The 26,495-nt window shown below is 38.3% G+C and carries 23 protein-coding genes; 15 read left to right on the top strand and 8 right to left on the bottom strand.

What is annotated here, in order from left to right; all coding sequences use genetic code 11:
- Positions 1 to 34 precede the first annotated feature (34 nt).
- From I5M19_RS13080 to I5M19_RS13070, 3 genes are read left to right on the top strand one after another with little or no spacing between them, the layout of a single operon-like run.
- Positions 35 to 1,180: a ligase-associated DNA damage response exonuclease gene (locus tag I5M19_RS13080; protein WP_200066777.1), complete on the top strand. Its 1,146-nt coding sequence runs from the start codon at positions 35 to 37 to the stop codon at positions 1,178 to 1,180.
- On the top strand, positions 1,177 to 2,793 hold the full coding sequence (locus I5M19_RS13075) for an ATP-dependent DNA ligase (protein WP_200066776.1): 1,617 nt from the start codon (positions 1,177 to 1,179) through the stop codon (positions 2,791 to 2,793). Before I5M19_RS13080 ends, I5M19_RS13075 begins: the two co-directional genes overlap by 4 nt.
- A complete protein-coding gene (locus tag I5M19_RS13070; RefSeq protein ID WP_200066775.1) occupies positions 2,786 to 3,589 on the top strand; it encodes a DUF1835 domain-containing protein in 804 nt (267 codons plus the stop codon). Before I5M19_RS13075 ends, I5M19_RS13070 begins: the two co-directional genes overlap by 8 nt.
- Here the strand turns inward: I5M19_RS13070 and I5M19_RS13065 are convergent.
- Positions 3,579 to 5,138, bottom strand: coding sequence for a glycoside hydrolase family 10 protein (locus I5M19_RS13065; protein WP_200066774.1), 1,560 nt, complete (start codon positions 5,136 to 5,138; stop codon positions 3,579 to 3,581). The two genes, I5M19_RS13070 and I5M19_RS13065, sit on opposite strands and share 11 nt — an antisense overlap.
- A 262-nt stretch (positions 5,139 to 5,400) precedes the next feature.
- Here I5M19_RS13065 and I5M19_RS13060 point away from each other — a divergent pair, with 262 nt between their 5' ends.
- A complete protein-coding gene (locus I5M19_RS13060) occupies positions 5,401 to 6,312 on the top strand; it encodes a coiled-coil domain-containing protein (RefSeq protein WP_200066773.1) in 912 nt (303 codons plus the stop codon).
- Between the two features lie 4 nt (positions 6,313 to 6,316).
- Here the strand turns inward: I5M19_RS13060 and I5M19_RS13055 are convergent, their stop codons facing one another.
- From I5M19_RS13055 to I5M19_RS13040, 4 genes are all read right to left on the bottom strand, one after another.
- Positions 6,317 to 10,063, bottom strand: a complete 3,747-nt coding sequence (locus tag I5M19_RS13055) for an ATP-binding protein (RefSeq protein WP_200066772.1) — start codon at positions 10,061 to 10,063, stop codon at positions 6,317 to 6,319.
- A 54-nt stretch (positions 10,064 to 10,117) separates the two neighbouring features.
- Positions 10,118 to 11,002 carry an ACP S-malonyltransferase gene (gene fabD, locus I5M19_RS13050; RefSeq protein ID WP_200066771.1) on the bottom strand — a complete coding sequence of 295 codons (885 nt, stop codon included), beginning with the start codon at positions 11,000 to 11,002 and terminating at the stop codon, positions 10,118 to 10,120.
- Between the two features lie 76 nt (positions 11,003 to 11,078).
- Positions 11,079 to 11,717 carry a GTP cyclohydrolase I FolE gene (gene folE / locus I5M19_RS13045; RefSeq protein ID WP_200066770.1) on the bottom strand — a complete coding sequence of 213 codons (639 nt, stop codon included), beginning with the start codon at positions 11,715 to 11,717 and terminating at the stop codon, positions 11,079 to 11,081.
- A gap of 9 nt (positions 11,718 to 11,726) precedes the next feature.
- A complete protein-coding gene (locus tag I5M19_RS13040) occupies positions 11,727 to 12,143 on the bottom strand; it encodes a 6-pyruvoyl trahydropterin synthase family protein (protein ID WP_200066934.1) in 417 nt (138 codons plus the stop codon).
- 76 nt (positions 12,144 to 12,219) lie between these two features.
- On the opposite strand from I5M19_RS13040, the gene mqnB reads away from it, so the two are divergent.
- Both mqnB and I5M19_RS13030 read left to right on the top strand, forming a co-directional pair.
- A complete protein-coding gene (mqnB, locus tag I5M19_RS13035) occupies positions 12,220 to 12,876 on the top strand; it encodes a futalosine hydrolase (RefSeq protein ID WP_200066769.1) in 657 nt (218 codons plus the stop codon).
- Positions 12,877 to 12,925: 49 nt separating this feature from the next.
- Positions 12,926 to 13,777, top strand: a complete 852-nt coding sequence (locus I5M19_RS13030; protein WP_200066768.1) for a menaquinone biosynthesis family protein — start codon at positions 12,926 to 12,928, stop codon at positions 13,775 to 13,777.
- A gap of 8 nt (positions 13,778 to 13,785) precedes the next feature.
- On the opposite strand, the gene I5M19_RS13025 is transcribed toward I5M19_RS13030, so the two are convergent.
- Together I5M19_RS13025 and I5M19_RS13020 are read right to left on the bottom strand one after the other, a co-directional pair.
- On the bottom strand, positions 13,786 to 15,018 hold the full coding sequence (locus I5M19_RS13025) for a TlpA disulfide reductase family protein (protein WP_200066767.1): 1,233 nt from the start codon (positions 15,016 to 15,018) through the stop codon (positions 13,786 to 13,788).
- A 54-nt stretch (positions 15,019 to 15,072) separates the two neighbouring features.
- Complete coding sequence (locus I5M19_RS13020; protein ID WP_200066766.1) at positions 15,073 to 16,212, bottom strand: acyl-CoA dehydrogenase; 1,140 nt, start codon at positions 16,210 to 16,212, stop codon at positions 15,073 to 15,075.
- A gap of 606 nt (positions 16,213 to 16,818) precedes the next feature.
- Here I5M19_RS13020 and I5M19_RS13015 point away from each other — a divergent pair.
- The 9 genes from I5M19_RS13015 (at position 16,819) to I5M19_RS12975 (ending at position 24,809) form a co-directional block, all read left to right on the top strand.
- Positions 16,819 to 18,873 carry a M13 family metallopeptidase gene (locus tag I5M19_RS13015; RefSeq protein ID WP_200066765.1) on the top strand — a complete coding sequence of 685 codons (2,055 nt, stop codon included), beginning with the start codon at positions 16,819 to 16,821 and terminating at the stop codon, positions 18,871 to 18,873.
- Between the two features lie 80 nt (positions 18,874 to 18,953).
- Positions 18,954 to 19,583 carry a nicotinamide riboside transporter PnuC gene (pnuC, locus tag I5M19_RS13010; RefSeq protein WP_200066764.1) on the top strand — a complete coding sequence of 210 codons (630 nt, stop codon included), beginning with the start codon at positions 18,954 to 18,956 and terminating at the stop codon, positions 19,581 to 19,583.
- Positions 19,576 to 20,109, top strand: a complete 534-nt coding sequence (locus I5M19_RS13005; RefSeq protein ID WP_200066763.1) for an AAA family ATPase — start codon at positions 19,576 to 19,578, stop codon at positions 20,107 to 20,109. Before pnuC ends, I5M19_RS13005 begins: the two co-directional genes overlap by 8 nt.
- Before the next feature lie 96 nt (positions 20,110 to 20,205).
- Positions 20,206 to 20,766 carry an RNA polymerase sigma factor gene (locus I5M19_RS13000; protein WP_200066762.1) on the top strand — a complete coding sequence of 187 codons (561 nt, stop codon included), beginning with the start codon at positions 20,206 to 20,208 and terminating at the stop codon, positions 20,764 to 20,766.
- A complete protein-coding gene (locus I5M19_RS12995; RefSeq protein WP_200066761.1) occupies positions 20,763 to 21,338 on the top strand; it encodes a hypothetical protein in 576 nt (191 codons plus the stop codon). The genes I5M19_RS13000 and I5M19_RS12995 overlap by 4 nt, the downstream gene beginning before the upstream one ends.
- Positions 21,319 to 22,608 (top strand): hypothetical protein, encoded by a 1,290-nt coding sequence (locus tag I5M19_RS12990; protein ID WP_200066760.1) that lies wholly within the window; start codon positions 21,319 to 21,321, stop codon positions 22,606 to 22,608. The genes I5M19_RS12995 and I5M19_RS12990 overlap by 20 nt, the downstream gene beginning before the upstream one ends.
- A gap of 78 nt (positions 22,609 to 22,686) precedes the next feature.
- Positions 22,687 to 23,469, top strand: coding sequence for a TerC family protein (locus I5M19_RS12985; protein ID WP_200066759.1), 783 nt, complete (start codon positions 22,687 to 22,689; stop codon positions 23,467 to 23,469).
- 56 nt (positions 23,470 to 23,525) lie between these two features.
- Positions 23,526 to 23,933: a DUF4476 domain-containing protein gene (locus I5M19_RS12980; protein ID WP_200066758.1), complete on the top strand. Its 408-nt coding sequence runs from the start codon at positions 23,526 to 23,528 to the stop codon at positions 23,931 to 23,933.
- A gap of 51 nt (positions 23,934 to 23,984) precedes the next feature.
- Entirely contained in the window at positions 23,985 to 24,809 is an 825-nt protein-coding gene (locus I5M19_RS12975; RefSeq protein WP_200066757.1) for an N-acetylmuramoyl-L-alanine amidase, read from the top strand.
- Here I5M19_RS12975 and I5M19_RS12970 read toward each other — a convergent pair.
- A complete protein-coding gene (locus I5M19_RS12970) occupies positions 24,806 to 26,470 on the bottom strand; it encodes a glutamine--tRNA ligase/YqeY domain fusion protein (protein WP_200066756.1) in 1,665 nt (554 codons plus the stop codon). The genes I5M19_RS12975 and I5M19_RS12970 overlap by 4 nt on opposite strands.
- Positions 26,471 to 26,495 lie beyond the last annotated feature (25 nt).

Genomic DNA, 26,495 nt, shown 5'->3' with positions numbered 1-26,495 from the left:
TAAAACCAATCTGCTGCAATAAGGTTATTTATAGATGCCAAAAATATCGCTGCTCGAGTTTACGGATAAAGGGATTTACTGTAAACAAGGTAAATTTTATATCGATCCGTGGAAACCAGTGGATGATGCCGTAATTACCCATGCACATGCCGACCACGCTTATTGGGGGCATAAGCATTATTTGGCGCATCATTTATCAAAACAGGTACTTATTTACCGATTGGGTGATATTAACCTGCAAACAGTTGCTTATGGTGAAAAAATCATAAAAAACGGGGTGGAGATCTCTCTTTTTCCCGCCGGGCATGTTATAGGATCCGCCCAAGTGCGCGTTAGTTACAAAGGCGAAGTGTGGGTGGTATCCGGAGATTACAAAGTCGAAGATGATGGCATTTCCACTCCGTTTGAACCGGTTAAATGTCACCATTTTATATCTGAATGTACATTTGGTATGCCCGTTTACCAATGGAAACCACAGCAGCTGATCTTTGATGAAGTAAATAATTGGTGGCGCAGCAATTTACAAAATGGCATTGCAACCGTATTGGTGGGTTATTCATTGGGCAAATCACAACGTATTTTGCAAAACCTTGATCTCGGAAACGGCAAAGTTTTTACTCATGGAGTTATAGAAAACACCAACGAAGCCCTGCGTCGAAACGGCGTAGAATTACATCCAACTACGCGGATAACAGCTGATAGTTCCAAAGATGACGTTCGTAATGGTATAATATTAGCTCCACCCTCATCTGTTGGTACACCTTGGATGCGTAAATTTCAACCTTACAGCTTTGGCTATTGCTCCGGTTGGATGGCTTTGCGAGGAGCTAAACGCCGGAGAGCTGCCGACAGGGGCTTCGTATTGTCGGACCATGCCGATTGGGATGGATTAATTAGCGCAATTGATGCTACCGGGTGCGAAAAGGTCTATTTAACACATGGCTATACTGCCACGTTTAGCAGGTATTTAAATGAAATAGGGTTTGATGCGCACGAAGTGCACACCCTATATGGCAATGAAGAAGAAGACACACTGCAACCGGAAACATTTACCGAGGTTAGCGCCGAAAAAACTGCCGATAAACAATTACTAAAAGTGGCCGTTTCCCGCAAACAAGAATCATCAGAGAAGCGAGACATCAAAAAAACCGCAAAAGATTTAGAGGGGGGCGAATTATGAGGGCTTTTGCACAACTATTTCTTTCCCTTGATGAAACTAACAAAACCAACGAAAAGGTTAAGGTGCTTAAAAGCTACTTTACAAATGTACCCGATACCGATAAAATGCATATGCTGGCTTTGTTTACCGGCAGGCGTCCCAAAAGGCAGATCAACTCTACCCTTATACGCACATGGGCTATAGAAGCATCGAACATACCGGTTTGGTTGTTTGAAGAAAGCTATCATGTAGTAGGTGACCTTGCTGAAACAATGTCGTTATTAATGCCGGAAACAACTACAACAAGTAGTAAAACGCTTACTGAATGGATAGCAGAAATAAACGATCTTGCGGATAAAAACGAGGAAGAAAAAAAATCATGGCTAACGGCATCATGGGCTATGTTAGACCGTCAGGAGCGCTTTGTTTTCAACAAACTGCTTACAGGTAGTTTTAGAGTCGGCGTATCACAAAACCTGGTAATAAAAGCGTTGTCGGAAATTACGGGAATCACTGCAGCTACACTAACACATCGTATAATGGGTAGCTGGATGCCGGAAGATTATACTTACAATGAGCTTGTGCAAGAGCAAACTACTGCAGATGACATATCACGTCCTTATCCCTTCTTTTTAGCTTACCCTATACAGGGAACTTCGAACAAACAAAAAACGGCAGTGGAAATAGAAACAGCATTAGGTAATGCCGAAGAATGGCAGGCGGAATGGAAATGGGATGGCATACGCGCCCAAATGATAAAACGTGGTGGCAAGATTTTTATCTGGAGTCGCGGTGAGGATCTGGCTACCGAAAAATTTCCTGAACTACATCCTTTTTTAAATGCACTGCCTGATGGAACGGTATTAGATGGGGAGTTATTAAGCTTTACAGATGGTTCGCCAATGCCCTTCAATGTATTGCAAACACGTATCGGACGTAAAAATCTCAGTAAAAAAATATTGACTGAAAGCCCGGTTGCGGTGATCGCTTATGATTGTTTGGAATACGAAGGTGAGGACATCCGAGAAAAAACACAATCGGAAAGGCGCATTATCCTGGAAAACCTCCAAGACCAAACACCTTATCCCGAGGTATTTCGCATATCAGCCCTTATCAATTTTGATAACTGGGCAGACTTGGAAAAAATAAGAGAAAAATCGCGTGAAATGATGGCCGAGGGCATCATGCTGAAACGTAAAAACGCTACCTATCAGGTGGGCCGCCGGCGCGGCGATTGGTGGAAATGGAAAATAGATCCACTATCAGTAGATGCTGTAATGATATATGCGCAAAAAGGGCACGGACGTCGTGCTGATCTTTATACTGATTATACCTTTGCCGTTTGGGACGGTGATAAATTAGTCCCTTTTGCCAAAGCTTATTCAGGCCTTACCGACCAGGAAATAAACAAGGTGGACTATTTTGTAAAACGTAACACCTTAGAAAAATTTGGCCCGGTACGTACCGTTAAACCCGAATTGGTATTTGAAATAGGATTTGAAGGGATTAACCGCTCAACACGCCATAAATCAGGGATAGCTTTACGATTTCCGCGTATATTACGCTGGCGGCATGATAAACCAAAAGAAGAAGCCGATACTTTAGAAAGTTTAAAAGCATTATTAAATGAGTAATATTCTGCATATTCTTAATGGCGATGCCACTCTCAACGGCTTTAGAGAAACCAGGCTTGAAGGCGATGTGCTGGTATGGCGGGAAATATTATCTGAAGGTCCGCTATTAAAAAACGTAGCATCAGCAGACTTTTGGCAGCAACGATCAGAATGGATATGTTCTTTTTTTAAAGAAACGCCGCAGAATTACCATAACAATATGATAGTGCAGTTAGAAAAGCTGCATGAGCCCTTTCAGGAGATAAATTTATGGTTCGAGTATGACCTGAATTGTCAAGTGAACTTATTGGGGGCAATGATGCTCATCAGTCAGCAAACTAATTTATCGGCACCTGGGGTTTACCTAATATGCCCCAATGAATTTCCGGGAGTTGAAGATTTTCGTGGTTTAGGAGAATTAAATGGCGAACAGCAGGAATATTTGTTTGATAATATTAGGGTACAGTTAGGTGAATTCGATTTTACTTTGGCTACCGAAGCCTGGGGTATTTATATTAGTGGTGATGCTATTCTATTAGAAAAATGGCTGCTTCAAACTACCTTTTGGGGAAACATGCACCTATTGAAGGCCGCCATGGCAGCCCATTTAAAGCGTTTGCAGATTAACGAGAAGGGACTGAATTATATCCAGCAAACGTTACTTGACATTTATATTAACGGCGCACATACAAACAACGAAATTTACCATGCATTTTTGAAAACAGAAAAAATTTACGGCATGGGCGATATGGAAATAAACCTCTATCTCCGGCAGCTTGTTGCATCAGGTTTTATGCCTGATGCTGCTAAGATTTAGGAATGGTTACTGTAAGCGTTGCTGATCGGTCACTCTCATTCTTTAACCTGTCAATAGCCGTAATTACATAAAAATATGTTTTGCCGGGCCTAACATTGGTATCGTGGTATATGGTGCCATTATCATATTGTATATGCAATATATTTTTGGGGTCGGCAAGATTAAATTCATCATGCACTTCAAAACGATAAATTACATATCCGTAGGCTGTTTCACTATCAGCAGCCATTACGGGTGCCTGCCAGTTTAACAACACGCCTTTTCCCTGAATTTTTGCATTAAAGTTGATAGGAGGCATTGGAGGAACAGAGTCGAGCCAAAGCATTTGTGGCGGGAGTGCCGGATATCTGTAAAAGTCAGTTTTAAGGGAATCGGCTAAATGATTAGCATTATTAACCAATGTTTGCGATCTGAAAAATATACTACCCTGAACTCGTGGGTTTTCGCGTATCAATCTTATTTGATCAGGTATCTCCGACGGGTTTTTAAATGCCGGGCTTCGCGATTCATAGTATCTGTATGCTGCCTGCCCTATGTATAAATGCCTATTGTAGGTATTGTTGCTCCACCAGTCAAGCAATTTTTCAAAGGCGGCCAAACGGTAGCCTATTTGCCAATAAATTTGCGGACTTATATAATCTACCCAACCCTCTTTTATCCATTTACGGGTATCTGCATAGTTTTCGTAATAGGAGGATCCTCCACGGGTTTCAGACCCTTCCGGGTTTTGACTTTTATTTGCCCAAATGCCGAAAGGGCTCACCCCAAATTTCATACGGGGTTTATACGCATGTATACTATCAGCCAGCATATGTATCAACAGGTCAACATTATGCCTGCGCCAATCTCGAATATCATCATAATCGCCGCCATATTTTGCATATGCGTCGGCATCATCAATGCTTTGCCCTCTAATCTGGTATGGATAAAAATAGTCATCCATGTGAATACCATCTACATCATAATTTTTAACAACATCTAAAATTACCTGTACAATATATTCACGCACCTCGGGCAAACCGGGGTTAAATAATTTTATACCACCGTAAGTAAAAAACCATTCAGGTTTTGTGCGGGTGATGTGATCGGCGCTAAGAGTGGAGAACTTATTATCAAACGTAGCACGGTAAGGATTAAACCAGGCATGGAGCTCCATACCACGTTTATGAGCTTCCTCCACGGCAAATTCCAGCGGATCATAGGCAGGTGATGGTGCCTGACCTTGCTTTCCTGTTAAATATTTTGACCAGGGTTCGCGGCTTTTGGCATAAAAAGCATCAGCAGCGGGCCTAACTTGTAGCATAACGGCATTTATACCAGTTTGCTGATGGGAGTTAAGTTGATCTATCAATTCTTTTTTTTGCTTATAAACAGGCTCACCTGCTTCTGATGGCCAATCCAGATTTACCACCGTAGCTATCCAAACACCTCTGAACTCACGTTTAGGCTCAATTTTAACAGTTTCATCAGAAGTTAAAGGCTGGGCATTTATTTCAGAAAATACGAACAAACAAAATATAAGAATAGAATAGTATTTATATAATTGCATTAAACGGGTTTTTTTAATTAAAGGTGCAAAGATATAAACTCCTTGTTTAGCAAATTTATTATTAGCATAATAATTGCAGGCGTTTTGTGTTTTAATCATATTGTACTTATTTTTAGCCCCTGCCGCGATATATTGTAATATAAAACCGGTTTTTACCATAATTTTTTTACGTATATTTATTAAGGGATCAATAAGACATATATTTAAAATATTAGCTTAATAACGTGTTTAAACTATATTTAAGCGTTTAATATTAATTACTATGGAAAACCCAACGGAACAATCCTCGAAAAAGAATTCAAACGTAATTTACTTCCTTATTGCTGTAGTAATTGCCCTTTTGGGTACTGATGTGTATCTGTATACCCAAAAGAATAAATCAGACGAAAAGATCGTATATCAAAATGATGAAAAAACCAGATTGCAAACAGAACTCGACAGCCTGGAAGCGCAAATAGAACAGGTTAACGCAGGTCGCGAAAAAATGACTGCTGAGATGCAAGCTCAAAACGATTCGCTGAAAACCAAAATAAAAGCTTTAAGAAGCGAACTTGCTAAAGGTAAGCTCACCTTTGCAGAGCTTACCAAGGCACAGGAAGATATTAAGCAACTGCGTTATTTTGTAACCAAATACACTGCTGATATTGAAGAGCTTAAAAAGCAAAATGCAAGTCTTTCTACTGAACGTGATACTTTAAAAAGTAACTTAGCTACTGTTAGTGAAAAGGCCAGTACACTTGAACAGCAAAACCAGGAATTGGATAATAAGGTTAAAGTAGCGTCAGCCTTAAAGATTGGAACTGCCAATGTAGTGGCTTATAAAATAAAAAACAGCGGCAAAGAAGTTGAAGTAAGTAGAGCAAATCCCACTGAAAAGATAAAGATAAATTTTACTATCGCCGGCAATTCCGTTGCTGAAAAAGGATTGCACGATATTTATGTAAGGGTAATAGATCCTACCGGTAATCTGATCATTCCAAATGATAGTGGAATTTTTATGGCTGATGGCCAGGACCTGCAATCGACATATAAGACCGCTATTGATTTTAGAGACGACGGAAGCATGTACACTATAGATTGGGTGAATCCGGCACCTTTTCAGAAAGGGTTATACACTATTTTACTATATGCTGATGGATACACTATGGGTAAAACATCAATACGCTTGAAATAATAGCCTAAGCATTTTCATCAGCGACGGGAAAGTTTAAATAGAATGTTGTGCCCACTCCTGTACTGGTCTCAAACCATATTTTACCATTGGCATTCTCAATAGAGTTTTTGACAAACGCGAGCCCTAAACCCGTTCCGGAGCTTTTGGTGGTAAAGTTAGGTTCAAATATTTTTTCGCGTGTACCTTCGGGTATGCCATTACCATTATCTTTTATAGTTACTAATACGTTTTTACTGGTAACTAAAAAGTTGATCTCAATAATACATTGTTTTTCCTGAGGGGTAGCTTCAATAGCATTTTTTAATAAATTATTAAAGCACCTTAAAAGCTGGTCGCGGTCTGCACTAATATAAAAAGGCGTTTCGGGCATTTTAAGTGCGATCTTCACATTATCCATGTGCTTAAAAATAGTTACCGCCTGCCCAAGCATCTCAAATATGTTAATTTTCTCTATCCGGGTATCCGGCATTTTAGCAAAGGCCGAAAATTCAGAAGCTATAGAGGCAAGACTCTCTATCTGTTCTACAAAAGATTTACTAAAACGTTCGAATTTCTGATCAAATTTAGGATCTTTATCTTTCCATGATTTATCAAGTAATTGCAGTCCAAGCTTAAGTGGTGTTAAAGGGTTTTTAATTTCATGAGCTACCTGCTTTGCCATCTCACGCCAGGCCGTTTCCCGTTCAGACTGTGCTAATTTATTTGCGCTGTTCTCAAGAGCTGCGATCATATTATTATACTCTTTTACCAGTGCTCCAATTTCATCGTCGCGTTCCCACTTTATAGGCTCATTCTTTTTGCCATACATGGTTTTGCTTAAATTATACTGGATAAAATTTAACGGCGCAGTTATTTGCCTGGCAATTATCACTGCAAATAAACCTATGGCTATAAAAACCAGCGCATATACATTTATCATGATGTTTAGCAACGACCCTACACGCTCTGTATAATCTGCAGCGTTAGCAAAATAAGGTAATTGCAAGTAGGCGATGGTTTCATGTTTTAAGTTGCGCAACGGTGCATATGCAGCTTTATAACTCAAACCACCAATACGTTCGTCGTTTACAAATTCGGATTGTTGTTTATCATTTAAAGCAATATATGCTCTTGCATTCATACGCCTTGCCAACAAACCATATTCGTAAATTTTTGGCTGGGTTGTTATCAGCGGAATGCCTTGAAGATCAAACAATGTAAGATCGGCGGAATACGTATCGGCCATTTTGTCAAAATCAACCCGGCTTTCTTCGGTAATGTGTTGTACGTAATTATCTATTGGGCCATTTTCTAATTTTGCGGAAATCTGCATTATTTTTGACCTGATAATATTATCCTGTTGCTGCTGATATTGCGTGCTTATGGAAATAAATGTTATAAATCCAACTAATATTAAAGTTATAACTACCGCAAATATCATAGAAAACTGGATACGGGTTTTATACAGAATTTTATCAAATCCTATTTTAAAGTTCCAGTTGATACGGTTATTATTAAAATTAAATATCTTAACCTTTATCCATAACAATCTGATAAGAATCACCAGCGCACTAAATGCCAGCAAAACCACAAAAAAGAAGGTAAGAGATGTTAAATAATCTAAAACAATGTTTTTTTCCTTAGTTACAACTATTAAATTCCTTTCACTTGGCTTATATAATAAATGGCTATAAGTTGTAAAGCTTTGAAACGGCCCGGAATTAACAACATCATTTGTGCGTGTAAAAACATACTTTTTTAATTTCCCTCTAAAGTCATTATTAATAATTTTGTAAACATAAGAACCACTTTGACCAACCAGCTTATCGTCGGTATAAAATGCATATGAGTAATCTTTAAAGGCATCCTCGCGCTTTATATCTTCATCAATAAGTAACTCAGGAAAAGTATCAGTATACAATAACGGCTTAGATTTAAGCTCTATGACTATAGTGCCCAGCTTTTTTTGGTTATCAATTACCGGCAATATGGCAAAGTAACTTTGAAATCCAAACGATTCATTTTCACGATAAAAGTAATTGGAAACCTTAATTGAGCTATAGAGTACCATATCCTTAAATACATCCAGCGAATAATTTTTATCGCCGGATATGGGATTGTTAAACTCGTCAAAAGCATGTACCTGAAAATTGTATTTAGAGAGGTAACGGTCGAAATATAGCTTTTGTAACCTGATTTTTAAGTAATCAGCCGCCCGATCAGTACTATTATAATACTGCGAAATATTTGGATCGGTGATTATTTTCTTTTCGATGCTTTTAAATAAAACATCGGCAGTAACATCATCAGGTATCTCCAACCTTTGAATAAGCACTTTACGTGTTTCGCGTTCTCGTACTGACTGAAAATAGTGCAATTTTACGGAAGTTATAAGCGCACACAGTAATACAATGCTTATAAATGAGAATGCTGTATATTTTCTATCATAATACAAATACGCGCATCCTCTTATAATTACCAATATCCCCCAAAGCACGTAAAAAATAGTAAACTCCTGATAGTAGGCCACAATACCTGTAACTACTAAAACTACAACTGTAAATATTGCTAATTGAGTAATTGCCGGTATCCGGAGTTTAAAGCATATAGTTAAAGCAACTTCATTAAATAATAAAAAAATAAGAAAGCTAAAACAGAGCATTAATACCCCAAGCATACTAAAGCCTGTAAGGTTAAGAATATTGTTTACATCAAAACTGATCTTTGAATTAACTACCAAGCCATAAAAGACGTTAAGCAGGCTGGTTGAAACTACAAACAGTCCAATTAAACAAGCAAAAAAGATTAACCAACCGACAACTTTCCCCGGAGTTGCTTTAATAAATTTATTACGCTGTGTATAAAGAAAGGAAACAAACCAGCAAATTGATAATATGTTTAAACAGAAATCCCCAAGAGAAGGATATACAGCGCTTGAGGCATAAAAAATGGGATTAAAAAGTTTTAAAGGTTGAGTGAAATTCGGCCAGTCGTAATGTAAATTAATGTATCTGAATGCCACTATAAACACTGCAAGTGTTAATAAAGCCAAGTATACCAGCCCCTTATTGGCTAAATAAGTTATTATAACATGTACAAGTATGCATAATGATAATATTGCCAGCAACCAAACAGTTAGCTCGAAATAAAAAAACCGAACGTTTACTCTGTCTTTAATCAGTTTAACTGAAAAAAGATAAGTGCCATTCAAATCGTGTATACTGTAAATATTTTTATCAGTAAAATCGGCTATTTCAATATTATTGTTAGGGCTTAACTCTGGCGTAAAAATATTTTGAAGATATTTATTCTGAAAAGCGAAATGGTTTTTTACAGGTATAAAGAATATAGCAATAAAATCTCCCTCGCTTTTTTTTATTACTTCATAATAAGCATTTGATAAACTTAAAAACGAACAGCCTTCTTTTATTTTATCGGGATTACCTGGAATAAACTTGATGCCGCTCCAAAAATTAACATGTTTGTTTTTATAAGTAACAATCCATATTCTTTTTTTTATAGTAAAATCATCAATGTAATTAAGTGCCGTGGCATTATTAGAGTCGAGTTTTTTAATTTCGTTAAATGATGCTTTATTGTTTATTACATCATAAATATAACCTTCACTTTTATGCAGATTATTTTCTAATAATCCTGCCGATTGAGCCAAATTGTTAGCAGGTGTGTAGGTTCTCTCAACAACTATTGCTGTAATTAATAAACTGACGAATAGAAGTGCCAGTAATCCACGAATTTTCCCTGCGGTGGTCAAACTGATTTTTTAAAAGTAAATTATATCTACCAAAGCATTTAACTACGTAATTGTTTAAAATATTATCGCTGCTGCTGTTGTTGCTGTTTTATTTATCTTTTTAACCAATCCCTGCAACACTTTTCCGGGGCCAACTTCGGTAAACAAAGTAGCTCCATCATCAATCATATGTTCAATGGTTTGCGTCCACCTTACCGGGCCTGTTAGCTGGGCTATCAGGTTATGCTTTATTTTTTCCACCTCAGTATATGGTTTGGCATCAATATTTTGGTAAACAGGGCATACCGGTTTGTTAAAAGAAGTGTTTAGAATTGCGGTCTCTAACTCCACCCGGGCTGCTTCCATCAGCGGTGAATGAAAAGCCCCCCCAACGTTAAGTTTCAACGCTCTTTTGGCACCTGCAGCAGTCATTTTTTCGCAAGCCAGATCTACCCCGGCAATAGTGCCTGAGATCACTAACTGTCCGGGGCAATTATAATTTGCGGGTACTACAATGTCACTTATTTGCTGGCAAATATCTTCTACTGTAAAATCATCCAGTCCTAATATAGCTGCCATAGCTGACGGTTGAATTTCGCAGGCCTTTTGCATGGCATTAGCACGCGCGGATACCAGGCGTAACCCATCTTCAAATGAAATCGCACCGGTTGCCACCAACGCCGAGAATTCTCCCAAAGAATGCCCCGCAACCATATCTGGCTGAAAATCGTCAGCCAAAACTTTAGCTACAATTACCGAGTGAATAAAAATAGCCGGTTGTGTTACATTGGTTTGTTTCAGATCTTCCTCTGTACCATCAAACATGATATCAGTTATCCGGAAACCTAAAATTTCATTAGCCTGTTCAAATAATTCACGGGCCTGTTCAGATTGTTCGTAAAGGTCTTTACCCATTCCCGGAAACTGTGCTCCCTGCCCGGGAAATACATATGCTTTCATTTATATTGATTTTTAAGGTTACTTATTTATAGCAAACGGATGTCGCTATATTTTATATAAAAATTCAGACAAAGGTTTAACTTAGCCTGGATGATATTAGATTTAAAAACTCTGTACGTGTTTTCTCTTTCAAAAACTCGCCCGTAAAGGCCGACGTTGTAGTAACGGAGTTTTGTTTTTGCACGCCGCGCATACTCATGCACAAATGGCGGCATTCAATTACCACACCAACACCTATTGGTTGTAATGTCTCCTGTATACAATCACGAATCTCGTTAGTCAGACGTTCCTGAACCTGCAGTCGACGGGCAAACACATCAACTATACGAGGTATCTTACTAAGGCCAACCACATATCCGTTTGGTATGTAGGCAATATGGGCCTTCCCAAAAAAAGGCAACATATGATGCTCGCACATGGAATAAACCTCAATGTCTTTTACAATAACCATTTGGCTATACTCCTCTTTAAACATAGCGGAGTTCAGTATCTCTTTAGCATCAAGTTCATACCCATGGGTAAGGTAAAGCATTGCCTTAGCAATACGTTCAGGTGTTTTTAAAAGTCCTTCCCGCTCAGGATTTTCGCCGATTTGCTTCAGCACATCATGGTAATGCGCGGATAAGTTGCTGATCAGTTCCGGGTTATAACGGTCGATCTTTTGATATCCGTTAATCCCCTCATCACGATCAGGAATTTCGTCTTCGTTCTTCATTATTAAATTTTATCCACCAAAGTATTCAGCAGAGTTATTTTCGGTTTCGTAAAGCTTAACTGAATGCAAATAAACACCGGGATAAGCCTCGATAGGAGCTTTTAGCTGATTGAAAATCTCAATACAAAGCAATTCCGTTGATGCCATTTTTCCCGCCATAAAATCTACATCCAGATTAAGGTTCTTATGGTCAAGCTTTTCAATTATATATTCGTTAATGATATCTTTTAACTCTTTAAGATCAATAAGATACCCGGTTGCATGCGTTACCTCGCCTTTTACCGTTACAAACAAATTGTAATTGTGGCCATGCCAGTTTGGGTTGGCACATTTGCCAAACACTTCGTTATTTTTCTCTGCGCTCCACTCTTCCCGGTACATCCGGTGTGCTGCATTAAAATGCTCTTTGCGCGTAATATGTATCATCATAACAATTAATGGTGCAAATATACAAAACAAAAACAGGTGAGTTGTTTTATCTTAGCAGTCAAAAAAAGCCAGTATGCGTATTTTATTTGTAGCAGCTACAGTGCCGGAGGTTGATGGTTTAGTGTCAAAATTTAAAAAAGCAACGCCAACTGGCGGCCGTTATATTTCAGCAGATTTACAACATACCTTAATTATCACCGGGGTGGGTATGGTAGCTGCGGCGTTTGCAATAGGACACGAACATGCAAAAAATCACTATGATTTGGCCATTAATTTGGGTATTGCAGGTAGTTTTGACCGCAACATTGCTTTAGGCGAAGTTGTAGAAATAACCTCTGATACATTAGCTGAACTAGGCGCACAAGATGATAGCTCTTTCTTAACGATAAATGAACTGGGATTTGGCGAAAGCGTTTTTAAAGCAAGTAAAAAGCTGGCAGATATAGTTGACGGTATAGAGCTAAGAAAAGCTACCGCCATTACTGTGAATACTGTTCATGGCAACGAATTATCTATTAAAAAGATAATAGAGCGTTTAAATCCAAATATGGAAAGTATGGAAGGCGCGGCATTTTTTTATGCATGCCACCAAGCAAAATTACCTTGTATACAGATCAGGGCAGTGTCAAATTACGTGGAGAAACGTAACCGGGATACCTGGCAGATAGGCCTGGCCGTTAAAAATCTTAATACATTTGCGCTGCAACTATTACACAGGTTAGAAGTTTGACAGGCTATATAATCGGCTTTTAATCTTTAACCCCGGTAAAATTAAATTCATGAAACTTACTATTGGCTTTTCGCCGTGCCCCAACGATACTTTTATTTTTGACGCGCTTATTCACCATAAGATAGACACCGAAGGACTTGATTTCGATGTTTTTTATGAGGATGTGGAAACACTCAATCAAAAAGCATTTCGTGGTGAACTGGATATTACCAAATTAAGTTACCACGCTTTTGCCTATGCTACCGATAAATACATTTTACTGGATGCAGGCAGTGCGCTGGGTTTCGGAGTGGGGCCTTTGTTGATCTGCAAGGGGAATGCTGCAGAACTCCATGAACGCTTAAAATTAGGGAATTCAACGCTCAAAATTGGAATACCCGGTAAATATACAACAGCAAATTTTTTATTAAGCCTGGCTTTTCCGGAGGCCGTTAATAAACAGGAGCTTGTTTTTTCGGATATAGAGAATGCTGTTTTACAAGATAGGATAGATATCGGTCTTATTATTCACGAGAATCGTTTTACCTATCAGGACAAGGGCCTGCAAAAAATAATTGACCTGGGCGATTACTGGGAAAAAAGGACAGGCTGCGCCATTCCATTAGGCGGAATAGTTGCTAACCGTAATCTGCCTGCTGATGTTCAGCATAAAATAAACAGGGTGTTACAACGCTCTGTAGAATTTGCCTTTGCCCATCCAAAATCAGGTTTGGAATATATACGCTCACATGCGCAGGAAATGAGTGAAGAGGTAATGTACAAACACATTGAACTATATGTAAACAAGTTTTCGGTTAATTTAGGAACAGATGGTAAAAAAGCTATAAAGCTATTGTTTGATACCGCATTAGAAAAAGGCATCATCCCTATGATAAACGAAAGTTTGTTCCTGAATCCTTAATTAAAAAACTACTTTTCAGCCAGCAGATCGTCCGTCAATTTTTCAAACTCATTGATAAATTCGGTATAATGTTCGCCTGTACCGGGTCCGCTAAAGCCGGTATGTATTTTACGCACATTACCGCTCTTATCAATAATAATGGTGGATGGAAAACTTACTACTTTAGTAAGCATGGGTAAACTTTTGGCAGCCTCTGTTTTGTTATTGGTATAGCCGGTAATTAGTAGGGGGTAAGCAATATTAAAGCGCTTTTTAATTTGGGTAAGCACCCTTTTAGAGCGATCAAAATCTGTAGTACGTTCATAAGCCAGCCCAACTATTTCCACACCTTTAGGATGATATTTTTTATAGTAACCCGCAAGGTACGCTGTTTCATCCATACAGTTTGGGCACCACGATCCTAAAATTTGCACAATAACCACCTTATTTTTGAATCGTTGGTCTGTTAGCGAGACCGCTTTACCATTCAAATCTTTAAAACTAAAAGCCAGTGTTTTGTAGCCGGGTTTTAATGCTGTTAATGAATAAGCATCCGGTAGTTTTGCATTCTCGTTTCGCAAAGCTTCCCATACATCAGTTCCCGTTGAGCCTGAAAAAAACTTTCCGTTTGTTAATGTTTTATCGTTCTTTATATCAGCCGTAAACAAAAAAGCATGGCCTCCGTCAAAGCACGAAAGCTGTAATTTATTATCCGAAACTGTGCCTTCTAAAAAACGGTAATCACCGGTTGTAGTTAAAAATGTTCCGGCTATTTTATTGCCCGTTTGTGTAAACTCGCCAACAGTAGTATCCCGGGAATCACCATCGCCAAATATAGCAGACCATCTGCCGGATAAATTTTGAGCAGGGGGTTCAGGAGATGCTAAAAAACGCCAGGGGGTATTAGCTGTTGCGGTAAAATCCATGGGGACATCGCTTTCACCTAAATGCTTTATCCATTGCCCGGTTAACGTATTATCGGCTAATTTTAACCGAAACTCCGAATCGAACAAAGGCATCTTTATAAAAACAGAATCCTGCCGGATAGTTATATCGTTTACTTTAAAACGTTCGGTATTGTTTATAATAGCAATTACAGCTTTGCCATTGGTATGCGTCACTTCAAAATTAAACGGGATCTCATTTCCTGTTTTAGTAATTAATGCTCCGCGCCATGTACCATCACTTAATTTGACCTGTGCAAAACCAGCACATGCAATTACTGTAAATAGTATGCAGTTTAATATTACTTTTTTGATCATCAATAAATAGTCTACCTCTTCTGTATACTATCAAAAATAACGAAACAGATTTAACTATTTTAACACTTCGCGCGATATGACAATTCTTTGAATTTCAGATGTCCCCTCGTATATCTGGGTAATTTTGGCATCACGCATTAAACGCTCTACGTGATATTCTTTTACAAAGCCATAGCCTCCATGTATCTGTACTGCTTCAACAGTTGTTTTCATAGCCGTTTCCGATGCGAAAAGTTTGGCCATTGATGCTGCCTGAGCATATGGCAGACCATTATCCTTTAACCATGCAGCTCTATAGCACAGTAATCTTGCAGCTTCAATTTCCGTAGCCATATCGGCCAGCTTAAATTGTATGGCCTGCAAATCGGCCAAGGTTTTACCAAATGCTTTTCTTTCTTTAGCATATTGTACTGATAGTTCATAAGCGCCGGCCGCAATACCTAATGCCTGCGATGCAATACCTATACGGCCGCCTTCCAAAATGCTCATGGCAAATTTAAAACCAAAACCATCTTCGCCTATGCGATTTTCTTTTGGTACCTTAACATCAGTAAACATTAAAGAATGCGTATCTGATCCACGAATGCCGAGCTTATTCTCCTTAGCACCCACTTCAAATCCTTCCATTCCCCGCTCAACAATTAAAGCATTAATCCCATGGTGCTTTTTTGACGCATCGGTTTGCGCCATTACTATATAGGTAGAAGCTGAATTGCCATTGGTGATCCAGTTTTTAGTTCCGTTCAATAAATAATGGTCGCCCATATCAATTGCTGTAGTACGCTGCGAAGTAGCATCAGAACCTGCCTCAGGTTCCGAAAGGCAAAAGGCACCTATTTTTTCGCCCCTGGCAAGCGGCACTAAGTATTTTTGCTTTTGTTCTTCGGTTCCATATTTTTCCAGCCCGTAACAAACTAACGAGTTATTAACAGATACCACTACTGACGCAGAAGCATCTACTTTGGATAACTCCTCCATTACCAATACGTATGATATGGCATCCATGCCGCTACCACCATATTCAGGAGACACCATCATACCCAAAAAACCAAGCTCGCCAAGCATCTTTACCTGTTCAGCCGGAAATTTCTGATGTTCATCGCGCTCAATTACACCCGGTTTTAATTCGGTTTGCGCAAAATCCCTCGCCGCCTGGCGAATCATAATTTGTTCTTCAGTTAAATTGAATTGCATAGTGTTTGGAAAATTTAAAGGTATGAATATTATGCATGCATAGCAAAATATCGTACATAAAAAAAGAGAGCCTTTTGAAGCTCCCTTTTCCCCTAATTAATTTAAACTATTGATTAAACCCAAAATAAAGAACAATTCCATCTCAACTTGGGCGCCTGAGAATTCAAAACAAAATTTTTTATAGGTAGATGTATTTTATTTTTTTCACAGTTAAATGCAGAGTCATAATTGTTTTACAAAAGTGAAGCCAGATAATTTAGCATACTAAGAATTACGGTCACATTTCCGGAAAAATATTGCCTGCTAAATTATTCGGTATAATCTAACAGTTGTAATTTCTCAGCTCCAAATATTTATTAATAACTGATATTTAAATATTTACAAATATGGCTTATTTAAAACCGCTCAATCCAATTGCTAAAATTCATCAGAGTCAATAATGTTATTAGTTGAATTTTTCTTTGTAATATTTTAAAGATTATTTTGCTTTAATGCCGCTTTAACCTCACATTTAATAAAATTTATTAAAGCCGGATAAGTACGCTATTACCACATTCTGCTATAACATACACTACTTGTATTTTTTTATATACAAAAATTAAAAAGATGAAAAACAAAACTACTATCGCTATTGCTATTTGCTCAATCGGCGCACTATTTCTTGCCGCCTGCAAAGATAAAGACCGCACTAAAATTTATGCGGAAAATGACCAGGTGATTGGTCATATGGACACAACCGTAAAACCAGGCGATGATTTTTTTAAATATGCCAATGGTAAATGGATTAAGGAAAACCCTATACCAGATGCTTACTCTTATTGGGGCTTAGGCAACATTGTACAGGAAGATCTGCGCAGCAAACTCAAAAAAATCAATGAGGATGCGATGAAGGCAAATGCTGAAAAGGGAAGCAACACTCAAAAAATCGGCGATTTTTATTATACCGGCATGGATACGGTATCCATTGAAAAACAAGGTTTAAGTCCATTAAAAGACGAGCTCGCCAAAATTGATCACATTACCGATATAAAAAGTCTGGTAAATGAATTCGCACACCTGGCAACCATAGGTGTACCTACTCCTATTGGTGCTTATGCCGGGCAGGATGACAAAAACAGTGATAAAATAGCCTTACAGTTGTATCAAACAGGTATCGGATTACCTAATAGAGATTATTATTTTAATACCGATCAGCATAGTGTTGATATACGTACAGACTATCAACAAAAACACTTGCCTGCTTTATACAAACTAATAGGGTTAACACCTGATGCAGCAACGGCCGCCACAAACAAGACGTATGAGTTAGAAAAGTTTTTGGCAGATAGCTCACGTAAATTGGTCGATCTGCGCGATCCATATCATAATTATAACAAAATGCCTGTAGCTGGTTTAAGTAAACTGGCACCTGATATTGACTGGAAAGCGACATTTGAGACCATGGGATATAAGAATGTGGACACTGTTATTGTTGGGCAGCCGGAGTATTATCGGGCAGTGAACAAAGCACTAAAAAGCTATAGCATTGATGATTGGAAAAACTATCTGCGTAAAAATCTGGTGAATGATTACAGCCCATACCTTAGTAAGTCTTTTGCTGATGAGAATTTCCGTTTTTACGGCACTGTATTATCAGGTCGTAAAGAAGAGTTGCCGCGTTGGAAACGCGTCCTGGATACCGAGAATAGTTTAATGGGTGAAGTATTGGGACAAATATTTGTGAAAGAATACTTTCCAGAAAAAACAAAAAAACGTTATGTAGACCTGGTTGAGGCCATGCGCGCCACCTTTAAAGAGCATATTGAAAAGCTGGATTGGATGAGTAAGAAAACTAAACAAAAGGCATACGAGAAACTGGCTAAGGTTTACCCTAAAGTTGGCTATCCGGATAAGTGGAAAGACTTCTCGGATCTTAAGATAGACCGTTCATCTTACGCACAAAATGTAATGAACGGAAATGCTTTTTTACATCAGCGTAATGCTGATAAACTGGGTAAACCAGTTGACCGGGAGGAATGGGGAATGACACCACAAACCTATAACGCCTATTATAATCCATCAAACAATGAGATAGTTTTACCTGCTGCTATGCTTACCCTGCCCGGCACAGCAGATGAAAATGTTGATGACGCGGTTGTTTATGGCTATGCGGCGGCATCAACAATAGGCCACGAAATGACCCATGGATTTGATGATGAGGGCCGTCAGTTTGATGCAAAGGGAAATCTTAAAGAATGGTGGCTACCACAGGACTCTGTTAATTTCGCTAAGCGCGCGCAAAAACTGGTAGATCAGTTCAATAATTATAAAGTATATGGTCAATCTGTTAATGGTAAAGCCACGTTAGGGGAAAATATTGCAGACCTTGGTGGAATTGTAATTGGACTTGATGCCTTTAAAAAGACGGATCAATATAAAGAGGGCAAAAAAATAAACGGGCTTACTCCACTTCAGCGTTACTTTTTAGGTTATGCATTAGGTTGGATGGGGCAAGCCCGAAAAGAGTCGTTATTAAGTCAGATACTTACCAACGAGCATTCACCAGACTTTTTACGGGTTAACGGACCATTTGCCGATGTTCCTGAGTTTTACGAAGCTTTTGGTGTAAAAAAAGGAGATAAATTATGGATCGACCCTGATAAAAGGGTAAAAATATGGTAAGCTGGTAATATAAGTGCATTTAAAGCCTCCTCTGATTCAGATGAGGCTTTTTAATTAAATACCTTACTTATATTTACGCCATGCAAATTGTACACTTGCTGCAAGATTGGTGGCAACAACAAACCTGGCTGGAGCTATGTGGTGTTATAACCGGACTGTTATGTGTTTACCTGGCTGCGGTTAACAATATATGGAACTGGCCCATTGCCATCATCAGCGTTACACTTTATATCTTTATATTTTTTGAGGCACATCTGTATGCGGATATGGGCCTACAGGTTTATTTCTTCATAGTCAATATTTATGGCTGGTATTACTGGAGCAAAAAACCTAAAGACGAAAAGAAAACACCGGTTGCAATAATCACTAAAAAGGAAGTATTAGTATCTGTTATTGCTATAGCTTTTTTCACCTTTATATTAGGCACACTTTTAAAATACACTCCCGCATCATATCCCTATATTGATAGTTTTTGCACAGCATGTAGCCTGGTTGCACAGGTTTTCCTGGCTCGGAAGGTTTTAGAGAATTGGCTGATATGGATATTTGTTGATGTAATTTACGTTGGCGTTTATATATTTAAAGATCTGCACCTTACAGCAGTTATGTACGCCATATATGTGGGTATCGCCTTAATGGGCTACATTGACTGGAAGAAGGATTACAAAAGTCAGTTAATTAAAGCTACAGACGCGAGGATTGATGAATAAAACAGATATATTCAAAATAGCTATAGTTGGACCGGAGTCTACCGGCAAATCTACCATGTCTGCATATTTGGCGGAGCATTACCGTACAGTTTGGGTGCCTGAGTTTGCCCGTGCATATTGCGAAGGTTTAACAGATACCCCCACATGGCAGGATGAGATCAATATGTTTAATGGTCAGCTGGCTCTTGAATATGAACTACTCCCTAAAGCCAATAAGATCTTAATTTGCGATACCACATTTATTACGGTAAAAATATGGAGTGAATATACTTTCGGGAAAGCACCACAGGAAGTACTTGATGAATTACCTAAACACACTTATGACTTTTACCTGCTGCTAAATATTGACCTACCTTGGGAACACGACCCTTTACGTGATTTCCCGCACATGCGCGAACACTTCATGGATGTTTGGTATAAAGAACTCCGAGAGCTAAATGCCCGCTATGAATTGATATCCGGAAACGGTCCGGAAAGATATGCGAATGCTATAAGTGCCATTGATAAATTTTTAGCCACACAATAAGCTAAATATATTATATCCTCTCCTCGAAAATTATTTTAACTGCAATGCAACGTTGTTGGTTACACGGCGTCATTTAATCTGAAACCTATTATTAATTTGGAAGCCGTATACGTTGATAAACACTATAGCCTTGTAGTTGAGTGTAAACAGGGTAGTAAGAAGGCCTGTTATGAATTATACCGATTGTATGCTAAAGCGATGCTTAACGTCGCCTTTAGGATAGTGGGTAATATTGCGGAAGCTGAAGATGTATTACAGGAAGCTTTTACAGATGCCTTTAAACGGATGAAAGATTTTAGACAGGAAACCACTTTTGGACTATGGCTTAAACAAATTGTAATACATCGTGCTATTAACATGCTTCGAAAGCGCAAACTTGAATTGGTAGAAATAGAAGAAGGGCAATTAGAAAACATACCGGATACAGAGATAATTGATGACAGTGACCTCCAATATAAAGTACAACAGATAAAGCGAGCAATTAATGAATTGCCTGATGGTTATAGGATAGTACTGACGCTTTACCTACTGGAGGGGTACGACCATGAGGAGATAGGGCAAGTGCTGGAAATATCAGAGAACACATCGCGTACCCAGTTTTTGAGGGCTAAACGGAAATTGAATGATATATTAATCAGGAAAGGAATTACAAGATGAGCAAACGGCTTGAAAATTTTATTAGCGACAACAGGGAGAAATTTGATGACCTACAGCCAAGCGATGATATTTGGGGTAATATTGAAAAAGAGCTGGATATGTGGGAGGCTAGCCAACTGCCAAAAAAGCGGGGAGCAAGAACGTTCTCCCTTGGCTTTGTACTAAGGGTTGCCGCCATAATAATAGTAATTATGGGCGTAGGTTTCGGCGTGTACATACAAAGTCAAAAAACAGAAAACACAAACATTAAACTGGCTGATATAAATCCCACTTATGCTAAACAACAAATTCAACTCGTATCTGCAATTAATACTAAACGTATTGAATTAAAACAAGTAGCAAAGTTCGACCCTCAGTTATATCAGGAGTTTAATAACGATATCGCTAAAATTCAGGAGAATTACAAAAAGCTAACTAAAGATTTGGCTACCAGTCCTAATCAGGAACGTATTTTACGTGCAATGATCCGGAACTTGCAAATACAAACAGAGGTGCTTAATCAACAATTAAGTGTAATTGAACAATTCAATCAAAGTAAAAAGGATCAAAGAAATGAAATTAAAAGTATTTAATGAAAGTATTATTGCTTTAATGCTAATGTCTGTTTTTAGCCTTACTGCCTTTTCACAACAAATACCGGCAGCACCGCCAGTAACGCCAAAAGCTCAAGATCATGCGATTAATGATAACGATGATATTAATATCAATGTAAATATTAATCTGGAAAAACTTAAAACTACTATCAAAAACCTGAGCACAATACAAGGCAAACAAGTAGAGTTAGCTATGCAGGATCTTGGAAAATCCCTCGAAGCCGGATTTAAGGATTTTGGGGATAATTTCGATAAAAATTTCAACGTAAATATACCCGATATATCTATTGATATCGACAACCCCGCCAGATTATCAGAAGATGATTATAAACAGCAGTTGGCTGATGGTAAATTGGTAGAAAAGATAAAAAATTACAGTAAGAGTTATAGTGTTGACGGAAATGATGTACTGCAAATAAATAACACTTTTGGCAAAATTACGGTTAATACCTGGAACAAGAACGAATTTAAAGTTGATGTACAAATGAAATTCGGAGCAAGGGATGAATCAACTGTGAATTATATGGCAGATGGGTCAAGTATTAGTAGCAGTAAAACAGGCTCTGTAGTATCATTTAAAACTAATTTATTTAATGGCAATTCCGGCAATAATAACAGAACACATATAGAAATTAACTACACGGTTTATATGCCGGCGTCTAATGGTATAGATATTACCAATCGTTTTGGTTCCGTGTCTCTTCCGGAGCTCTCGGGTAAAACCTTGTTAAGGGTTAGTTATGGTGGTTTAACTGCTGCAGGCCTTACAAATACCGAAAATGATGTTAAAGTAAGTTATGGAGATGCCAATATTACAGATTTTAACAGCGGAAAATTAAGAGTTTCCTACGGAAGTTTAAAAACCGGCACTGTTAATAATATTGATGCACATATAAGTTTCTCCTCAATAGATATTGACAGGCTAAAAGGCGCGGCCAATGTAGATATAAAATATGGCGATGGTTTCAGAATAGGCACCATCGATAAAACCGTTAGCAATATAAATGTTGATGCAGCATTTACTAATATAGATTTTGATTTTAAAAATTCCGAGGCTTTTAACTTTGATGTTACTACAAAAATGGGGGGATTCGATTTTAATGATGATAAGGTAAAATGTACGTACAAATCAACGGATGAGCAAAAAGGCTGGTCATCTACCAAAACATATAAGGGATACATCGGCAAAGCTAATACCAATGGTAAAATAATTATTCGCGGAAATTTCACCCAGGTAAATTTTCAATAATACATTAACCCGAACCTATTTATAAAACTCTTGTTGTTACCGGCAAGGGTTTTATTATTTTAGGCATAAATTTGTTACATGGAAATATTTACCGATCCGGAAGCCTGGATATCTTTGATTACATTAACTGTTTTAGAAATAGTACTGGGTATTGATAACGTTATATTTATATCTATCCTGTCGGATAAATTACCTGCCAATCAGCAAGACAAAGGGCGAAAGGTAGGCCTGGGGATGGCTATGCTTACACGGATATTATTGCTGTTATCCATAAGTTGGGTAATGACGTTAACCACACCTTTGTTTAATATAGCAGGGATGATGGATATTACCAACCCGGAATGGGTAGAAAAACTTGCCATATCCGGCCGTGATCTGATTTTAATAATCGGAGGACTATTTTTAATATATAAAAGCACATCTGAAATACATCATAAAATTGAAGGAGAAGAAGAAGGTGATGCCAATGTAAAACCGCATTCATTTTGGGGAACCATATTCCAGATCATGCTGCTTGACATCGTATTCTCGCTTGATTCGGTTATTACCGCTGTTGGTATGGCCAGTCATGTAGAGATCATGATAGCAGCTGTGATAATAGCGGTAGGCATTATGATTTGGGCATCAAATGGAGTTGCTTCCTTTGTTAATAAACACCCTACTGTAAAAATGCTGGCGCTATCCTTTTTGTTGCTTATTGGGGTTTCCCTTTTAGCAGAGGCATTAGAGCAGCACATTCCAAAAGGTTATATCTATTTCGCAATGGCGTTTTCCGTATTAGTTGAGATGCTGAATTTAAAGATGCGGTCTAAAAAGGCTGCAAGGAACGCTAAAGATATAGTAACGAAGAATAACGTTTAGTAAAATAAATTCAAGTTATTTATTTCTTTTAAACTAATTGATAAATCAAAAAATCCATGAAAAAAATAATTGCGTTAGTATTAGTCCTTTTTTGTGTAATGAGCATTGCCATTGCAGATACTATGGTTATAAAACCTTTATCGCCTTTCACTCAAAAGCTCAAACACCCCACCAAGGCCATGCCTGATACCAGAAGGGATAGTATATTAAATGTTATGCGTAAACAACGCAATGATGCTGAAAAGATAGAAGTGCTGAAATCCGGACTAGTAAATAATGGTATTACTGTTAATCAACTTACTGTTTTGCTTAACCAATTCTCTACCGATGATGCAAAACTTACCGTTGCAAAGTTTGCGTACGCTTATACCGTAAATTATAAAGTTTATATGGATCTGCAAGATTTGTTTGGCGAAGAAAAATATAAGATTGAATTAGAGGATTACGTGCATAAAAATAAATAATTAAAGGCTGGTGCATTATTTGCTTACTTTCGCCAACATATACTGGCGTTAATGAGAAAACATTATTTACTTTACTACCTGCTGCTTTCTGTTATTATTGTATCCTGTTCACCGAAAGGACCATATGCATTAACCAACAAGGTCTATAAAAAACAAGTAGCGGTTTATGCCCAAACCATACAACAGGAAACACCACCTTTATTAGTAGATAGTAACGGCACTCAAATTCCGGCTGAATGGGTGGGTACCGTAAATTTCAATCTCCGAAAACCTAATTACGTGGTTATACACTATACCGCACAGGATTCCACCGCGCAAACGCTTAAAACCTTCACACTGGTAAAAACGCAGGTTAGCGCGCATTATGTAATAGGAAAAAACGGCAACGTGGTACATATGCTTAACGATTATATGAGGGCCTGGCACGCAGGCGTAGGTAAATGGGGCAATATAACTGACATGAATAGTTGCTCGATAGGAATTGAGCTGGACAATAATGGTCATGAGCCATTCAGCCCGAAACAAATTAACAGTTTATTAGCACTGCTTACTCAATTAAAGAAAACATATAATATACCTACAGCAAATTTTATAGGCCATCAGGATGTTGCACCTCAACGTAAAATAGATCCTGGTGTATTTTTCCCTTGGAAGCTATTAGCGCAAAAAGGTTTTGGCTATTGGACTGATACCGTAATGTTTCCGGCGCCTGAAAATTTCGACAGTACAACGGCACTCAAGCTTATAGGATATGATACTACCGACCTGAACGCCGCTATTATTGCCTTTAAGTCGCATTTCGTACAAACAGATCAAACGCCTGTATTAACGCCATGCGATCTTGACATATTATATAATCTCTACCGTAAGTATTAACTACCTTTTTTTGCCCAGCCATCCTTTAAGGTAACTGTACGATTAAATATCAATTTGTCAGGGATTGAATACTTGTCAAGCGTAAAATAACCCTTACGCATAAATTGCACAGGCGTACCTGATACGGCGTTAGCCAAATCAGGTTCTATATAAGCATTTGGTATTATTTGCAAACTATCCGGATTGATGTAATCCTTAAAATCACCATCTTCATTGCCCGGGTCTTCCACTTTAAATAAACGATCATACAGGCGAACTTCAGCGGTTTTAGCATGAGCCACACTTACCCAATGTATAGTGCCTTTAACATTAATACCGCTGGTATCATTGCCCGATCTGGATTCGGGAATATAGCTGCAATGTATTTCAGTGATATTACCATCTGCATCTTTAACAAAATCTTCCCCTTTAATAATATAAGCATTTTTAAGTCTTACCATTAACCCAACACCCAGTCGAAAGTATTTTTTTGCAGGCACTTCCATAAAGTCGTCGCGTTCAATCCATAATTCCCTGCTAAACGGAAACTCCCTGCTGCCGTCACCGTCTTCCGCTTCCGGATTGTTCTCACCGCTGAATATTTCCGTTTGTCCTTCCGGATAATTAGTTATAACCAATTTAACAGGATCAAGTACCGCCATTCTGCGCCAGGCAGTTTTATTCAGATCTTCACGGATACAGAACTCCAGCAAACCTACATCTATCATGTTCTCACGTTTGGCAACACCTATACGCTCGCAAAATTCTCGTATACTGGCAGGAGTATATCCTCGGCGGCGTAAACCGCTAATAGTAGGCATACGCGGATCATCCCATCCATCAACATGCTTTTCTTCTACCAATTGCAGCAATTTGCGCTTGCTCATTACGGTATAGTTAAGGTTAAGACGGGCAAATTCGTATTGCTTACTCGGAAAAATATTCAACTTATTAATAAACCAATCATATAAAGGTCTGTGAGGCACAAATTCTAAAGTACACACGGAATGTGTGATCTGCTCAATGGCATCAGATTGACCATGTGCAAAATCATACATAGGATAAATGCACCACTTGTCGCCCGTACGGTGATGATGTGCATGTTTAATTCGATACATTAACGGATCGCGGAGATGCATATTTGGTGCTGCCAGATCAAGTTTCGCCCTAAGCACTTTGGCACCATCCGGATATTTACCTGCTTTCATTTCTGCAAATAACTCCAGGTTTTCTATAATACTACGGCTACGATATTGATTAGGTGTGCCAGGTTCTGTAGGTGTACCCTTTTGTGCTGCAATTTCGGCTGGTGTGCTGTCATCAACATAAGCTAATCCTTTCTTTATCAGCTCAACAGCAAATTCATATAATTTATCAAAGTAATCAGATGCATACAGTTCATTCGCCCAATTAAATCCTAACCAACGAACATCATCTTTAATACTGTCAACATACTCCACATCTTCTTTTACCGGATTGGTATCGTCGAAACGTAAATTGGTAGCTCCATTATACTTTTTTGCCAGTCCAAAATTAAGGCAGATAGATTTTGCATGACCTATATGCAGATATCCATTAGGTTCAGGCGGGAAACGGGTAAGTACACGACCTTCGTTTTTGCCCGCTGCAATATCTTCTTCAACAATTTCCTCTATAAAGTTTAATGATCTTTCTTCGCTCATAATATTTGTAACAATTGGCAAAAAT

Source organism: Mucilaginibacter segetis (genome assembly GCF_016522075.1).
In the GTDB taxonomy this organism is placed as follows: Bacteria; Bacteroidota; Bacteroidia; order Sphingobacteriales; family Sphingobacteriaceae; genus Mucilaginibacter; species Mucilaginibacter segetis.
This window is presented reverse-complemented; position numbering and strand designations above follow the sequence as displayed.

Excerpts from the sequence above, each read along its gene's own strand:
- pnuC (WP_200066764.1), top strand. The coding sequence starts at position 18,954 with ATGCAAATTGTACACTTGCTGCAAGATTGGTGGCAACAACAAACCTGG.
- I5M19_RS12970 (WP_200066756.1), bottom strand. The coding sequence starts at position 26,470 with ATGAGCGAAGAAAGATCATTAAACTTTATAGAGGAAATTGTTGAAGAA.
- I5M19_RS12985 (WP_200066759.1), top strand. The coding sequence starts at position 22,687 with ATGGAAATATTTACCGATCCGGAAGCCTGGATATCTTTGATTACATTA.
- I5M19_RS13015 (WP_200066765.1), top strand. The coding sequence starts at position 16,819 with ATGAAAAACAAAACTACTATCGCTATTGCTATTTGCTCAATCGGCGCA.
- I5M19_RS12980 (WP_200066758.1), top strand. The coding sequence starts at position 23,526 with ATGAAAAAAATAATTGCGTTAGTATTAGTCCTTTTTTGTGTAATGAGC.
- fabD (WP_200066771.1), bottom strand. The coding sequence starts at position 11,002 with ATGAAAGCATATGTATTTCCCGGGCAGGGAGCACAGTTTCCGGGAATG.
- I5M19_RS13005 (WP_200066763.1), top strand. The coding sequence starts at position 19,576 with ATGAATAAAACAGATATATTCAAAATAGCTATAGTTGGACCGGAGTCT.
- folE (WP_200066770.1), bottom strand. The coding sequence starts at position 11,717 with ATGAAGAACGAAGACGAAATTCCTGATCGTGATGAGGGGATTAACGGA.
- I5M19_RS12990 (WP_200066760.1), top strand. The coding sequence starts at position 21,319 with ATGAAATTAAAAGTATTTAATGAAAGTATTATTGCTTTAATGCTAATG.
- I5M19_RS13020 (WP_200066766.1), bottom strand. The coding sequence starts at position 16,212 with ATGCAATTCAATTTAACTGAAGAACAAATTATGATTCGCCAGGCGGCG.
- I5M19_RS13030 (WP_200066768.1), top strand. The coding sequence starts at position 12,926 with ATGAAACTTACTATTGGCTTTTCGCCGTGCCCCAACGATACTTTTATT.
- I5M19_RS13075 (WP_200066776.1), top strand. The coding sequence starts at position 1,177 with ATGAGGGCTTTTGCACAACTATTTCTTTCCCTTGATGAAACTAACAAA.
- I5M19_RS13060 (WP_200066773.1), top strand. The coding sequence starts at position 5,401 with ATGGAAAACCCAACGGAACAATCCTCGAAAAAGAATTCAAACGTAATT.
- I5M19_RS12975 (WP_200066757.1), top strand. The coding sequence starts at position 23,985 with ATGAGAAAACATTATTTACTTTACTACCTGCTGCTTTCTGTTATTATT.
- I5M19_RS12995 (WP_200066761.1), top strand. The coding sequence starts at position 20,763 with ATGAGCAAACGGCTTGAAAATTTTATTAGCGACAACAGGGAGAAATTT.
- I5M19_RS13080 (WP_200066777.1), top strand. The coding sequence starts at position 35 with ATGCCAAAAATATCGCTGCTCGAGTTTACGGATAAAGGGATTTACTGT.
- mqnB (WP_200066769.1), top strand. The coding sequence starts at position 12,220 with ATGCGTATTTTATTTGTAGCAGCTACAGTGCCGGAGGTTGATGGTTTA.
- I5M19_RS13025 (WP_200066767.1), bottom strand. The coding sequence starts at position 15,018 with ATGATCAAAAAAGTAATATTAAACTGCATACTATTTACAGTAATTGCA.
- I5M19_RS13070 (WP_200066775.1), top strand. The coding sequence starts at position 2,786 with ATGAGTAATATTCTGCATATTCTTAATGGCGATGCCACTCTCAACGGC.
- I5M19_RS13065 (WP_200066774.1), bottom strand. The coding sequence starts at position 5,138 with ATGCAATTATATAAATACTATTCTATTCTTATATTTTGTTTGTTCGTA.
- I5M19_RS13040 (WP_200066934.1), bottom strand. The coding sequence starts at position 12,143 with ATGATACATATTACGCGCAAAGAGCATTTTAATGCAGCACACCGGATG.